This is a genomic window from Elioraea tepida (assembly GCF_019203965.1).
GTDB classification, from domain to species: domain Bacteria; phylum Pseudomonadota; class Alphaproteobacteria; order Acetobacterales; family Acetobacteraceae; genus Elioraea_A; species Elioraea_A tepida.
Genome location: NZ_CP076448.1, coordinates 479470 through 491859, shown reverse-complemented (window position 1 = coordinate 491859; position 12390 = coordinate 479470). Strand labels below are relative to the sequence as shown.

At 70.6% G+C, this 12390-nt stretch carries 15 protein-coding genes; 12 read left to right on the top strand and 3 right to left on the bottom strand.

Annotated elements, in window-relative coordinates; genetic code table 11:
- Positions 1-33: 33 nt before the first annotated feature.
- The 3 genes from dapA to KO353_RS02370 all read left to right on the top strand — a co-directional run bounded on the left by dapA (position 34) and on the right by KO353_RS02370 (position 2099).
- On the top strand, positions 34-912 hold the full coding sequence (dapA, locus tag KO353_RS02380; protein ID WP_218286175.1) for a 4-hydroxy-tetrahydrodipicolinate synthase: 879 nt from the start codon (positions 34-36) through the stop codon (positions 910-912).
- Positions 913-922: 10 nt separating this feature from the next.
- A complete protein-coding gene (gene smpB / locus KO353_RS02375) occupies positions 923-1405 on the top strand; it encodes an SsrA-binding protein SmpB (RefSeq protein WP_218286174.1) in 483 nt (160 codons plus the stop codon).
- Positions 1406-1532: 127 nt separating this feature from the next.
- Entirely contained in the window at positions 1533-2099 is a 567-nt protein-coding gene (locus KO353_RS02370) for a glutathione peroxidase (protein WP_235691990.1), read from the top strand.
- Here KO353_RS02370 and KO353_RS02365 read toward each other — a convergent pair.
- From KO353_RS02365 to KO353_RS02355, 3 genes are read right to left on the bottom strand one after another with little or no spacing between them, the layout of a single operon-like run.
- Entirely contained in the window at positions 2085-3296 is a 1212-nt protein-coding gene (locus tag KO353_RS02365) for a multidrug effflux MFS transporter (RefSeq protein WP_218286173.1), read from the bottom strand. The two genes, KO353_RS02370 and KO353_RS02365, sit on opposite strands and share 15 nt — an antisense overlap.
- On the bottom strand, positions 3283-3936 hold the full coding sequence (locus KO353_RS02360) for a uracil-DNA glycosylase (protein ID WP_218286172.1): 654 nt from the start codon (positions 3934-3936) through the stop codon (positions 3283-3285). Before KO353_RS02360 ends, KO353_RS02365 begins: the two co-directional genes overlap by 14 nt.
- A gap of 6 nt (positions 3937-3942) precedes the next feature.
- The gene (locus KO353_RS02355; protein ID WP_218286171.1) at positions 3943-4653 is read right to left on the bottom strand and encodes a LabA-like NYN domain-containing protein; all 711 of its coding nucleotides are present in this window, start codon (positions 4651-4653) and stop codon (positions 3943-3945) included.
- 119 nt (positions 4654-4772) lie between these two features.
- On the opposite strand from KO353_RS02355, the gene folK reads away from it, so the two are divergent.
- The 9 genes from folK (at position 4773) to recO (ending at position 12380) form a co-directional block, all read left to right on the top strand.
- Positions 4773-5288, top strand: a complete 516-nt coding sequence (gene folK / locus KO353_RS02350) for a 2-amino-4-hydroxy-6-hydroxymethyldihydropteridine diphosphokinase (RefSeq protein ID WP_218286170.1) — start codon at positions 4773-4775, stop codon at positions 5286-5288.
- Positions 5289-5351: 63 nt separating this feature from the next.
- Positions 5352-5747 carry a DNA-directed RNA polymerase subunit omega gene (gene rpoZ / locus KO353_RS02345; protein ID WP_218286169.1) on the top strand — a complete coding sequence of 132 codons (396 nt, stop codon included), beginning with the start codon at positions 5352-5354 and terminating at the stop codon, positions 5745-5747.
- Between the two features lie 65 nt (positions 5748-5812).
- Positions 5813-8026: a RelA/SpoT family protein gene (locus KO353_RS02340; RefSeq protein ID WP_218286168.1), complete on the top strand. Its 2214-nt coding sequence runs from the start codon at positions 5813-5815 to the stop codon at positions 8024-8026.
- An 11-nt stretch (positions 8027-8037) separates the two neighbouring features.
- Complete coding sequence (locus KO353_RS02335) at positions 8038-8781, top strand: pyridoxine 5'-phosphate synthase (protein ID WP_218286167.1); 744 nt, start codon at positions 8038-8040, stop codon at positions 8779-8781.
- A 7-nt stretch (positions 8782-8788) separates the two neighbouring features.
- Positions 8789-9220: a holo-ACP synthase gene (acpS, locus tag KO353_RS02330; RefSeq protein WP_218286166.1), complete on the top strand. Its 432-nt coding sequence runs from the start codon at positions 8789-8791 to the stop codon at positions 9218-9220.
- Between the two features lie 80 nt (positions 9221-9300).
- Positions 9301-10035 carry a signal peptidase I gene (gene lepB / locus KO353_RS02325; RefSeq protein ID WP_218286165.1) on the top strand — a complete coding sequence of 245 codons (735 nt, stop codon included), beginning with the start codon at positions 9301-9303 and terminating at the stop codon, positions 10033-10035.
- A 47-nt stretch (positions 10036-10082) separates the two neighbouring features.
- Positions 10083-10754: a ribonuclease III gene (gene rnc / locus KO353_RS02320; protein ID WP_218286164.1), complete on the top strand. Its 672-nt coding sequence runs from the start codon at positions 10083-10085 to the stop codon at positions 10752-10754.
- On the top strand, positions 10751-11659 hold the full coding sequence (gene era / locus KO353_RS02315; RefSeq protein ID WP_218286163.1) for a GTPase Era: 909 nt from the start codon (positions 10751-10753) through the stop codon (positions 11657-11659). Before rnc ends, era begins: the two co-directional genes overlap by 4 nt.
- A 4-nt stretch (positions 11660-11663) precedes the next feature.
- Positions 11664-12380 (top strand): DNA repair protein RecO, encoded by a 717-nt coding sequence (recO, locus tag KO353_RS02310; RefSeq protein ID WP_218286162.1) that lies wholly within the window; start codon positions 11664-11666, stop codon positions 12378-12380.
- The last annotated feature ends 10 nt before the right edge of the window (positions 12381-12390 follow it).

Genomic DNA, 12390 nt, shown 5'->3' with positions numbered 1-12390 from the left:
GATGCGGCCGGACGCCGCACGAGGGAGAGGCCGATGCTCAAGGGTTCGCTCGTTGCTCTCATCACGCCGATGCGCCGTGACGGTTCGATAGACGAGAAGGCCTTCCAGGAGTTTGTCGACTGGCAGGTGCAGGAAGGAACGCATGGGCTCGTGCCTGTCGGCACCACCGGCGAAAGCCCCACTCTGAGCCACGCAGAGCACAAGCGCGTGGTGGAGCTCTGCGTCGAGGCGGCGGGGCGGCGCGTGCCGGTGGTCGCGGGAACCGGCTCGAACTCCACCGAGGAGGCGATCGACCTCACGCGCCATGCCAAGCAGGCCGGCGCCGACGCGGCCCTGGTGGTGACCCCCTACTACAACCGCCCGACCCAGGAGGGGCTCTACCTCCACTTCAAGGCCATTGCGGAAGCGACTGATCTTCCAATCATTATCTACAACATTCCCGGCCGGTCGGCCGTGGACATGACGGTCGAGACGATGGCGCGGCTCGCCAAGCTGCCGACCATCGTCGGGGTGAAGGATGCCACTGCCAATCTCGCCCGACCGCTCCAGCAGAGGCGCGCCTGCGGGCCGGACTTCATCCAGCTCTCGGGGGAGGACCACACGGCCGTGGCCTTCCTCGCCGCCGGAGGGGTGGGGTGCATCTCGGTCACGGCGAACGTCGCGCCGAGGCTTTGCGCCGAGATGCAGGAGGCGTGGCAGCGCGGTGAGACCGCGACCGCGATGGCGATCCAGGATCGGCTCCTGCCAGTGCATGATGCGATGTTCTGCGAGACTTCGCCCGGGCCGGTGAAATACGCCGCCCATCTGCTCGGCCATTGCGAGGAGACCTGCCGCCTGCCGCTCGCTCCGGTGTCGGAGGCGAACAAGGCGAGGGTGCGCGCCGCCTTGGTCGAGGCGGGACTGTTGAACTGATGGGTCTCCGGTGGCCGAGCCGCGCAAGCAGGGGCTGATCGCGCACGGGGTGGTGGCGCAGAACCGCAAGGCGCGGCACGACTATACGATCCGCGAGACCGTCGAGGCGGGGCTCGTGCTCAAGGGGCCCGAGGTCAAAAGCCTCCGCCACGGGCGGGCGACGCTGAGCGAGGCCTGGGCCGGCGAACGCGACGGCGAGCTCTGGCTCTTCAACGCCTACATTCCCGAGTATCAGGGCGGGGTTCTGTCGCGCTTCGAGCCGCGGGCGCCGCGCAAGCTCCTGCTCCATCGCAAACAGCTTCGGCAGCTGATCGGCGCGGTGACGCGCGAGGGCGCAACCCTCGTGCCGCTGCAGATCCACTTCAATGAGCGCGGCCGGGCGAAGGTTCTCCTCGGCCTCGCCGAAGGCCGGAAGAAGGCCGACAAGCGCGCCGCGATCAGGGAGCGGGACTGGCAGCGCGAGAAGGCGCGGCTCCTGCGCGCGCGCGGCTAGAGGGGGCCGCAGGCCCCGCCGTCGAGCGCCGCCTTCGGCGGACGGGTCGTCACCGGGTCGATCGCCGCCTGGACTTGTCGCCGCGGCGGAATGCCCGATTTATCGGGGGCGTCAAGGAGACTCGGCAATGGTGGACCAGGTGAGACGAACCTTCGGCATGCTGGCGGCGCTCGGCGCCGCGCTCGCTCCTTTCCGCCCCGATCCGGCCGCGGCGTCGCAGCTCGCCTGGGACTTCACCTTCGACGGGATCGAGGGTGACCCGATTCCGCTCTCCAAGTTCCGCGGCAAGGTGCTGCTTGTGGTCAACACCGCCTCGTTCTGCGGCTTCACCAACCAGTATGCGGGCTTGCGCGCGCTTCACGAACGCTACGGGCCGCAGGGTCTTGTGGTGATCGGCGTGCCGTCAGGCGACTTCCGCCAGGAGAAGGACAGCAACGCCGCGGTGAAGCAGTTCTGCGAGGTCGAGTTCGGGATCGACTTCCCGCTCGCCGCCATCACCCGGGTGACGGGCCGCGAGGCACATCCGTTCTACCGCTGGGCGGCAAGCCAGGCCTCGCCGCCGCGCTGGAATTTCCACAAATATCTGGTCGGCCGCGACGGGCGGATCGCCGGCTCCTGGGGAGCAACCACAGCCCCCGAAAGCCGCGCCATCACGTCGGCGATCGAACGCGCCCTAACTTCACCCGCCGCCTGAGGCCGGCTCGCGCGGCAGGAGCGCGACCGCCACGGCTGCCGCCGTTCCCGACAGCGCGATGCCGAGGCCCATCGCCCAGCCCGCCGCGTCGAGCACGAGGCCGAGGAAGAGACCGGCAAGCGCGGCGATGCTCCACTGCAGGAAGCCAAGGAGCGCCGAGGCGCGTCCCGCCATCGCCGGAAAGGGGGCGATCGCTCCGGCCTGGGCGTTAGGCTGAACCACCGCGAAGCCGATCATGTAGAGGATCAGCGGCAGGGCGACCGTGGCGAGGCTCGGGCCGGTGAGCGCGAGCGACACGGGCCCCGCCCAGCCGCAGGCGAGGCACCAGAGCGAGCCCGCGCGCATCATCGTTCGCCCTGCCACCTGCCCGCTGATCCGCCGCACGATCATGCTTCCCGCGAGATAGCCGGCCACGGCGGAAGCGAACACGGGGCCGTAGAGCTCCGGGGCAAGGCCGAGACCCTTCTGGATCACGTGCGAGGACCCGGAGATGAAACAGAACAGGCCGGTGTAGCTCGCGGTCGCCACCGCAGCATGGCCGAGGAACCACCGATGCGCGAGCAGCCCGCCATAGGTTCGGACAAGCACGGCAGGGTCGAGCGCGCGGCGGTCGAGCACGGGGGCCGTCTCGCCGAGCCGTCTGAGGCTCGCGAGCAGCACCGCGACCGCGGCAAGGCCAAGCAGCAGGAAGGTCGCGCGCCAGCCCGAGAGAGCGGTGACAACGCCGCCCAGCACGGGGCCGATGGCTGGGGCGAGGGACATCAGCCCGGCCATGGTCGCGAACACGGCCGGCGCCCGCTCGGGCGGCACCGTGTCGCGCACCACCGCCCGGGCCACCACTGGGCCGGCGCAGGCGCCCACCGCCTGGACCACACGCGCGGCGACGAGCATGCCGAGGCTGGTCGCGGCCGCGCAGACGGCGGTGCCGGCGAGGAATACGAGAAGCCCCCACAGCATCGCCGGACGGCGCCCGAACCGGTCGGCGAGCGGGCCGTAGACGAGCTGGCTCGGCGCGAAAGCGAGCAGGAAGCCCGAGAGCGTCCATTGCGCGCCGAGGGCACCGGTGCCGAAGGCATCGGCGATCGCCGGCAGGGCAGGAAGGTAGAGGTCGGTCGAGAGCGGGCCGAGCGAGATCAGCCCAGCGAGAAGCCAGATGGGCGGCGGCGCGGGCGCATGCGCTTCCTCAGGGCTTCTCATGCAGCGTGGGAAGGATCATCTCGAATACGCGGAAGAACATGGCTTCGGTCAGACGCCCCGTGTTTGTATTGTAGCGGCTGCAGTGATAGCTGTCGGCAAGGAGCCGGCCATCGGCGAGGGCGTGGATCGCCCCGTGGGCGAAGCGGAAGGATGCCTGGCGTAGCCCAAGCGCCCGCAGCACCGCCAGGTGCGCGACCGCGCCGAGGGCGAGCACCACGCGGAGCCGCGGCATCGCCGCAAGCTCGGCGGCGAGGAAGCGGTTGCAGGTGGCGACCTCCGCGGGCGTCGGCCGATTCTCAGGCGGCACGCAGCGCACGGCGTTGCAGATCCGCGCCTCCGTCAGCACCAGCCCGTCACCGGCCCGCTCGCCATACGCGCCCTCGGCAAAGCCGAACCGTAGCAACGCGGCATAGAGCAGATCACCCGCCCAGTCGCCGGTGAAGGGGCGTCCAGTCCGATTCGCTCCCCTCAGCCCCGGAGCGAGGCCGACGACGAGAAGACGCGCCTCGAGCGGCCCGAACGAGGGCACCGGCGCGTTGTGCCACGGCCCGTCGTCGCTTGCGGCGAAGCGCAGGCGGTTCGCGTCGCGGAAGGACGCGAGCCTCGGGCAGAGCCGGCAATCTGGCTCGGGCGCGAGCAAACGCTCTTATGTGTTGCCCGAATCGGGCAGGCCGCGCCACGGCGCCTCGGGCGTGGGCCTCGCGGGGCCAACGGTCTCGACGGTGAAGGGTCGGCCTGAGGCGGAGACACCCTCGCCGCGCTCGCGGCCGAGCGACGGCCCTGCATCGCGCGGGGCGTCGCGCGGCGCATCGCGCTCGCGCGGCGGCACGATCCGGCGGGTGAACTCGCCGATGATGTCGGCGAGATCGATGAACTGGTCGGCCTGGCGGCGGAGCTCGTCGGCGATCAGAACCGGCTGCGTCTTGATCGTCGAGATCACGGTGACGCGCACGCCCTTGCGCTGCACCGCCTCGATCAGGCGGCGGAAATCGCCATCGCCGGAGAACAGAACGATGTGGTTCACGTGCGGCGCCATCTCGAGCATGTCGATCGCAAGCTCGATGTCCATGTTGCCCTTCACGCGGCGCCGGCCGGTCGAGTCGGTGAACTCCTTGGCGGGCTTCGTCACCACCGTGTAGCCGTTGTAGCCGAGCCAATCGACCAGCGGCTTGAGCGGGGTGTACTCTTCCGTCTCCAGCACCGCGGTGTAGTAGAACATGCGCACCACATAGGCCTTGCTTCGGAAGAAGGCATGCAGCGACTTGTAGTCGACGTCGAAACCGAGCGTACGCGACGCCGAATAGAGGTTGGCGCCGTCGATGAAGACGGCCACGCGCTCGTTCTCGTGGAACACCATGAACACACTCCTCTCAGGGCGGCAGCTGTCCCGACCTGCGAGCGTCACCCCACCGCCCGCGCAATTTCCGTCAGAGCTTGACGCATGCACATAAGCGCATCGTGACGGAAAGATGAAGAGTGATCCTCGTCGGTCTCGGAGCGAACCTGCGCATGGCCGACGGTACGCCGCCGGCAGTGACGGTTCTGCGTGCCGCCGCCGAGCTCGCCGACCTGCCGGGCATGCGCGGGGCGGCCCTGTCGCGGCTGTGGGACAGCGCGCCTGTCCCGCCGTCCGACCAGCCGCGCTACGTCAACGCCGTGCTTCGGCTCGAAGGCAGGGCCGAGCCGGAGGCACTGCTTTCCGCCCTGCAGGCGCTCGAGTCGCGGTTCGGCCGGGTGCGGTCGGCACCGAACGCGGCGCGGACGCTCGATCTCGACCTGCTCGACCTCGACGGCCTCGTGCGCGACCAACCGCCGGTCCTGCCGCATCCGCGGATGCATCTGCGCGCCTTCGTGCTCGCCCCGCTCGCCGAGGTCGCTCCCGGCTGGCGACACCCCGCGAGCGGCCTGAGCGTCGAGGCGCTGCTTGCCGCCCTTCCTGAGCCCGAGCGGGCGGCCTGCCGGCCGCTCGAGCCGCAGCCGAGACTTGCCTGAGAGGCCGCGGCGCGCTACCTAGAGTGACCCGCCCATGGGGTCTGCTTTCGGAGGGTCGAGCGCATGGCGCGCGTCACCGTGGAAGACTGCGTGGAGAAGGTTCCGAACCGCTTCGAGCTCGTGATGCTCGCCGCCCAGCGCGCGCGCAACATCAGCCGCGGCGAGGCGCTCACGGTCGACCGCGACAACGACAAGAACCCGGTGGTGGCGCTGCGCGAGATCGCCGCAGGCACGATCCCGCTCGAGAGCCTGAGGGCGGACCTGATCAAGAGCCTGCAGCGCGTGCCCGAACCCGAGCCGACCACGGAGGAGGTGGTCGACCTGCTGCCGACCGAGAGCCAAATCTTCGCGGGCATGGACATCTCGCCCGAGGAGATCGCGGCGGAGGAGGCTGCCGGCGATGCCGGCACCGAGGAAGACATCGAGGCTGCGATCGCCCGCGAACTCGGCGGCGGCTGAGGCCGGTCGCAGCGTGGCGCGGGCGGGCGGCGGAGCGCGTCTCGCCCTCGCGCGGGCCGTGAGCGATGCCTGACGGGGCGGCCGCGCCGGCGCTTCCCGGGGCGGAGCTGGTCGCCCGGGTTCGCGCCTATGACCCGAAGGCCGACGCCGAAGCGATCTCTCGCGCCTACGAGTTCGCCGCCCACGCGCATGCGAGCCAGACGCGCGACAATGGCGACCCCTATTTCACCCACCCGGTCGAGGTCGCGCAGATCCTCACCGGCTATCGCGTCGACACGAACTCGATCGTCACTGCCCTCCTGCACGACGTCGTCGAGGACACCTCCGTCACGCTCGCCGATGTCGAGAAAAGGTTCGGGCGCGACGTCGCCCGTCTCGTCGACGGCGTCACCAAGCTCACCCGGCTCGAGCTGCAGTCGGACCGCACCAAGCAGGCGGAGAACTTCCGCAAGCTCGTGCTCGCAATGAGCGAGGACATTCGGGTGCTGCTCGTGAAGCTCGCCGACCGGCTGCACAATATGCGCACGCTCCGCTTCGTGCGGGACGAGCAGAAGCGCCGTCGGATCGCCGCCGAAACGCTCGAGATCTACGCTCCGCTCGCCGAGCGGATCGGCATGGACGCGGTCAAGACCGAGCTCGAGAACCTCGCCTTCCGCGAGCTCCAGCCTGATGCCTGCGCCTCCATCCTCGCGCGGATCGCCTTCCTGCGCGGCGAGGGGGCGGACGTGATCGACCGCGTGATCGAGGACCTCAAGCGCCTGCTCGACGAGCACGGGATCCCGGCCGAGGTGACGGGGCGGGAGAAGAGCCCCTACTCGATCTGGCTGAAAATGCACCGGCGGAACGTCGCCTTCGAGCAGCTCTCCGACATCATGGCGTTCCGCGTCGTCGTCGGCACCGTCGACGAATGCTACCGCGCCCTCGGCGTGGTGCATGCGGCCTACCGCGTCGTGCCCGGGCGGTTCAAGGACTACATCTCGACGCCGAAGCCGAACGGCTACCGCTCGCTGCACACCGGCGTGATCCTGCCCGACAGCAGCCAGAAGATCGAGGTGCAGATCCGCACCCGCGAGATGCACGAGGTCGCCGAGTGCGGTGTGGCCGCGCACTGGTCCTACAAGGAGGGAATCCAGCCGAGCGCGGAGGCGCCGAAGCAGTATCGCTGGCTGCGCTCGCTGCTCGAGATCCTCGAGCAGGCCTCGGGGCCAGAGGAGTTTCTCGAGCACACCAAGCTCGAGATGTTCCAGGACCAGGTGTTCTGCTTCACGCCGAAGGGTGACCTGATCACCCTGCCGCGCGGCGCCACCCCGGTCAACTTCGCCTATGCCGTGCACTCCGAGGTCGGCGACAGTTGTGTCGGCGCGAAGGTGAACGGGCGGATCGTTCCGCTTCGGACCGAACTCGCCAATGGCGACCAGGTCGAGATCGTCACCGCGCGCGGCCACACGCCGAACCCGGCCTGGGAGCGGTTCGTCGTCACCGGCAAGGCGAGGGCGCGGATACGCCGCTTCGTACATGCGCAGATGCGGGCGCAGAACATCGAGGCGGGCAGGACGGCGCTCGTGAAGGCCTTCCGGCAGGAGGGGGTGGAGGGCGGTGCGGCCGTGCTCGAGGGCGTGCTCAAGACGTTCAAGCAGGCCTCGGTGGAGGACCTCCAGGCGGCGGTCGGCGCAGGCCAGATCGGCGCGCGCGAGGTGGTGCTCGCGGCCTACCCTGAGCTTCGCCCCACACCGCGGCCGGCCTCGCATGTGATGCCGCTTTCGCGCGCGCGGCCGAAGCCCGCCGTCCCTCCGCAGCCCGGCCGTGAGCCGGGGCGCGACGGCCGCGCGGCGATACCGATCTCGGGCCTCGTCGCCGGCATGTCGATCCATTTCGCCGGCTGCTGCCACCCCCTTCCGGGCGACCGGATCGTCGGCATCGTGACGACGGGCAAGGGGGTGACCATCCACACGCATGACTGCCCCACCCTCGAGAGCTTCGCCGCCACGCCGGAGCGTTTCCTCGACGTCGCCTGGGACACCGACGGCACCCCCGCCCAGCGGCACACCGGCCGGCTCGCGGTGGTGACGGCGAACGAGACCGGGGCGCTCGCCACACTCACCAACGTGATCGCCAAGCGCGAGGGCAACATCGTCAACCTCAAGATCGTCAACCGCACCCCCGAGTTCTTAGAGATGCTGGTCGACATCGAGGTGCGCGACCTTCGCCATCTCGGCGACATCATCGCCGCGCTGCGCGCCTGCTCCCAGATCGCCTCGGTGGAACGGGCGCGGGCCTGAGGGAGGGTGGAATGGCCGACAGGCTGAGGCTCGGCGTCAACATCGACCACGTGGCGACGCTCCGGAACGCCCGCGGGGGCGCGCACCCAGACCCGATGCGCGCGGCCCAGCTCGCTGTCGCGGCGGGGGCGGACGGGATCACCGCGCATCTGCGCGAGGACCGGCGCCACATCCGCGATGCCGACATGGAGCGGCTCAAGGCGGAGCTCAGGGTGCCGCTGAACTTCGAGATGGCGGCAACCGCGGAGATGGTGGCGATCGCGACACGGCTTCGCCCGCACGCCGCCTGCCTCGTGCCGGAGCGTCGCGAGGAGCGCACCACAGAAGGCGGCCTCGATGTCGCGGGCAACCTGCCGGCGCTCTGCGACGTCGTCGCTGCGCTCACGGCAGCGGGCATCCGGGTGAGCCTGTTCGTCGAGCCCGATCCGCGCCAGCTCGACGCCGCCGTCGCCGCCGGCGCTCCGGTGGTCGAACTCCACACCGGCACCTATTGCGAGGCCGAGGGCGAGGCGCGTCGTCGGGAGCTTGATCGTCTCGCGGCGGCGGCGCGGCACGGCGCCTCGATCGGGCTCGAGGTGCATGCCGGGCATGGGCTCGGCTTCGCGACCGTCGGGCCGGTCGCGGCGATCCCCCAACTCGCGGAACTCAATATCGGGCATTTCCTGATCGGCGAGGCGGTGTTCCTCGGCCTTGCCGAGGCGGTGCGGCAGATGCGCCGGCTGATCGACGCCGCACGCGCGAGCGCGGCCGCGTGAGCGCGCCATGATCCTCGGCCTCGGCAGCGACATCTGCGACATACGCCGTATCGAGGCGACCCTCGCGCGTTACGGCGAGCGGTTCACGCGTCGCATCTTCACCGAGACCGAACGCGCCCGCGCCGAACGCCGGCCCGGTGCGGCAGCGACCTACGCCAAGCGCTTCGCCGCCAAGGAGGCCTGCGCCAAGGCGCTCGGGACGGGGCTCAGGAACGGCGTGTTCTGGCGCGACATGGAGGTGGTCAACCTCGCCTCCGGCCAGCCGACCCTGCGCCTTGCGGGCGGCGCGGCGGCCCGGCTTGCTCGGCTGACCCCCGCCGGCATGGCTGCGAGCATCAGTCTGACGATGACCGACGAATATCCCTATGCCCAGGCCGTGGTGGTGATCAGCCTCGCGCCCGTCGCGGCCGAGGCCCCGGCGCTTCCGCCGCTTGCTTGACATCTGGCGGGGCCGCGGGCAAAGGCGCGCGGGCGCGGGTTCCGCCGCGCCGTTCCCCACCACCCGCAGACGGAAGCTCCATGGCCAAGCGCAAGGGCGGCGGCTGGCTCGAGACGGTCAAGACGGTCGTCTACGCCGGTCTGATCGCGATCGCCATCCGCACCTTCGCGTTCGAGCCGTTCAACATCCCGTCGTCCTCGATGGTGCCGACGCTGCTCGTCGGCGACTACCTGTTCGTGTCGAAGTTCAGCTACGGCTACTCGCGCTACTCGTTGCCGTTCGCGCCGCCTCTGTTCGAGGGGCGGATCTTCATGTCCATGCCGGAGCGCGGTGATGTGGCGGTGTTCCGCTGGCCGCGCGACAACAGCACCGACTACATCAAGCGCATCGTCGGCCTGCCGGGTGACCGGATCCAGGTCATCGGTGGCATCCTCTACATCAACGGCGAGGCGGTGCGGCGCGAGCCCGCCGGCCTGTGCGAGGAGGACGGCACCGGCGTGCGTATCCGCTCCCGACGCTGGCTCGAGACGCTGCCCCCATCGGCAGGCGGGCGGCAGCACTACATCTGCGAGTTCTCAGACACCGAGCGGTTCGACAACACCGAGGAGTTCCGCGTGCCGCCGGGACATGTGTTCGCGATGGGCGACAACCGCGACAACTCCTCCGACAGCCGTGACTTCTCCGCCGCAGGCGTCGGCTACATCCCGATCGAGAATCTGATCGGACGGGCGGAAATCCTGTTCTTCAGCCATGAGGGCACGGCGTTCAACCCGCTGAACTGGCGCCTGAGCCGGTTCTTCGACAGGGTGCGGTGAGAGGGCGACGGCAGAGGCCATCGCCGCCGCCCGCCCCGGGCGAGGGGGTGCTTGACGCCGCCGAGCAGGCCCTCGGCCACCGCTTCCGTGACCGTTCCCTGCTCGCCCAGGCCCTCTCCCACAGCGGCGTGACCCAAGGGCGTGACCGCGGCCTCGCCTCGAACGAGCGGCTCGAGTTCGTGGGCGACCGCGTGCTCGGCCTCCTGGTCGCCGAGTGGCTGATCGAGCGCTTTCCGGACGAGCGCGAAGGGGCGCTCGGGCGCAGGCTCGGCCATATCGTCGCCGAACCGACGCTCGCCGCGGTCGCTGCGCGCATCGGACTCGGCAAGCTGCTCGTCGTCGCCCCAGCGGACGACCGCGCCGGCGTGCGCGACCGCCCCGCCGTGCTCGCCGATGCGCTCGAGGCAGCCCTCGGCGCGCTCTATCTCGACGGTGGTCTCGAGCCGGCGCGGGCCTTCATCCGACGCGCCTTCGCCGAGGCGCTTCCCGCCGAGGCGCCGCGCGACCCGAAATCGGCGCTGCAGGAATGGACGCTCGGGCGCGGCCTCGGCCTTCCCGAGTATCGCCTCCTCGGCGTGACAGGGCCCTCGCACGCGCCGACCTTCCGCGTCTCCGTCACCTGCGCCGGCAGAACGGCAGAAGCCGAAGCGGGAGCCAAGCAGGCGGCGGAGAAGGCCGCCGCCGCGGCCCTGCTCGCGGCCCTGCAGGGGGACGCATGAGTGCCGCGACGCGCGCGGGCTTCGCCGCCATCGTCGGCGCCCCGAACGCCGGCAAGTCGACCCTGCTCAACCGTCTCGCCGGGCAGAAGCTCGCGATCGTCTCGCCCAAGCCGCAGACGACCCGGTTCCGCGTGCTCGGCATCGTGCCGCGCGAGGGCACCTGGGGGAGGGCGCAGATCGTTCTCGTCGACACGCCGGGGATCTTCGCCCCGAAGCGCCTGCTCGACCGGGCGATGGTGCGCGCCGCCTGGGCCGGCGCTGGCGATGCCGATCTCGCGCTGTTCCTCGTCGACGCCAAACGCGGCCTCGCCGACGATGTCCGGCAGATCGCCGAGCGGCTGCGCAAGCTCGGCAAGCCCGTCTGGCTCGTGCTCAACAAAATCGATCTCGTCGAGCCTCCCTCTCTCCTGCCGCTCGCCGCCGGCCTGAACGTGATCACGCCCTTCGCCGAGACCTTCATGATCTCGGCCCAGACCGGCGACGGGATCGACCGGCTCCTCGACCGGCTCGCTCAGGCGATGCCGGAAGGCCCATTCCTCTACCCGGAGGACCAGCTCACCGACCAGACCGACCGCCAGCTCGCCGCCGAGATCGTGCGCGAGCAGATCTTCCGCCAGACGCATGAGGAGGTTCCCTACGACACCACGGTGGAGACGGAGGCGTGGGAGGAGAAACCCGACGGGTCGGTGGTGGTGCGGCTTGCGGTCGTGGTGGCGCGGAAGGGGCAGAAGGCGATCATCATAGGCCGCGGCGGGCAGCGCCTGAAGGCGATCGGCGCCGCCGCGCGGGCGGAGCTCGCGCGGGAGCTCGGCCGGCCCGTCCATCTCTTTCTCACCGTTCTGCACAGGCCTCGCTGGGACGAGGAGAAGGAGCGGCTTCGCGCTCTCGGCCTGGAGCCTGACTGAGACGATGGAGTCGTGGGAGGACGAGGCGATCGTTCTCGCCGCGCGCCCGCATGGCGAGGGGCACGCGCTCGCAGACGTGCTCACGCGCGCGCACGGGCACTGGCGCGGGCATGTGCGCGGCGGTGCGTCGCGCTCGGGCCGGGCCATCTGGCAGCCGGGCAATCGGCTCGCTCTGCGTTGGACCGCAAGACTGTCCGACCAGCTCGGCCAGTTCGCGGGAGAACTCGTCGATGCCGCCGCCGGCCGGGCGCTCGGCGAGCCCGCCGCTCTCGCTCTTCTCGCCTCGGCCTGTGCGGTGGCGGAAGGCGCGCTGCCGGAGCGCGAGCCTCATCCGCTCGCCTTCGCTGGCCTCGCCGCGCTGCTCGAGCGCATCGGCGAGGGCGAGGCACTCGCTCCCGACTATGTGCGCTGGGAAGTGGCGCTGCTGGCAGAGCTCGGCTACGGGCTCGACCTCTCGGCCTGCGCCGTCACCGGCGTGGTCGAGGACCTCGCCTTTGTCTCGCCGCGCACTGGCCGAGCCGTGTCGCGCGAGGCCGCGCGTCCCTGGCAGGACCGGCTCCTGCCGCTTCCCCCGTTCCTGCTCGGCAATGCCGCCGTTCGGGAGGGCGACATCGCCGCAGGGCTGAGGCTCACTGCGCATTTCCTCGCGCGCGACGTGTTCGGGCTGCGCCACCTCCCGCTGCCGCCTGCGCGGTTGCGGCTGGCTGACCGCTTCGGCTAGCTCGCGCGGA

Coding starts and splice junctions, on each gene's coding strand:
- KO353_RS02355 (WP_218286171.1), bottom strand. CDS start 4,653: ATGGTGTTCCACGAGAACGAGCGCGTGGCCGTCTTCATCGACGGCGCC.
- KO353_RS02365 (WP_218286173.1), bottom strand. CDS start 3,296: ATGAGAAGCCCTGAGGAAGCGCATGCGCCCGCGCCGCCGCCCATCTGG.
- KO353_RS02370 (WP_235691990.1), top strand. CDS start 1,533: ATGGTGGACCAGGTGAGACGAACCTTCGGCATGCTGGCGGCGCTCGGC.
- rpoZ (WP_218286169.1), top strand. CDS start 5,352: ATGGCGCGCGTCACCGTGGAAGACTGCGTGGAGAAGGTTCCGAACCGC.
- KO353_RS02335 (WP_218286167.1), top strand. CDS start 8,038: ATGGCCGACAGGCTGAGGCTCGGCGTCAACATCGACCACGTGGCGACG.
- acpS (WP_218286166.1), top strand. CDS start 8,789: ATGATCCTCGGCCTCGGCAGCGACATCTGCGACATACGCCGTATCGAG.
- dapA (WP_218286175.1), top strand. CDS start 34: ATGCTCAAGGGTTCGCTCGTTGCTCTCATCACGCCGATGCGCCGTGAC.
- KO353_RS02340 (WP_218286168.1), top strand. CDS start 5,813: ATGCCTGACGGGGCGGCCGCGCCGGCGCTTCCCGGGGCGGAGCTGGTC.
- era (WP_218286163.1), top strand. CDS start 10,751: ATGAGTGCCGCGACGCGCGCGGGCTTCGCCGCCATCGTCGGCGCCCCG.
- recO (WP_218286162.1), top strand. CDS start 11,664: ATGGAGTCGTGGGAGGACGAGGCGATCGTTCTCGCCGCGCGCCCGCAT.
- lepB (WP_218286165.1), top strand. CDS start 9,301: ATGGCCAAGCGCAAGGGCGGCGGCTGGCTCGAGACGGTCAAGACGGTC.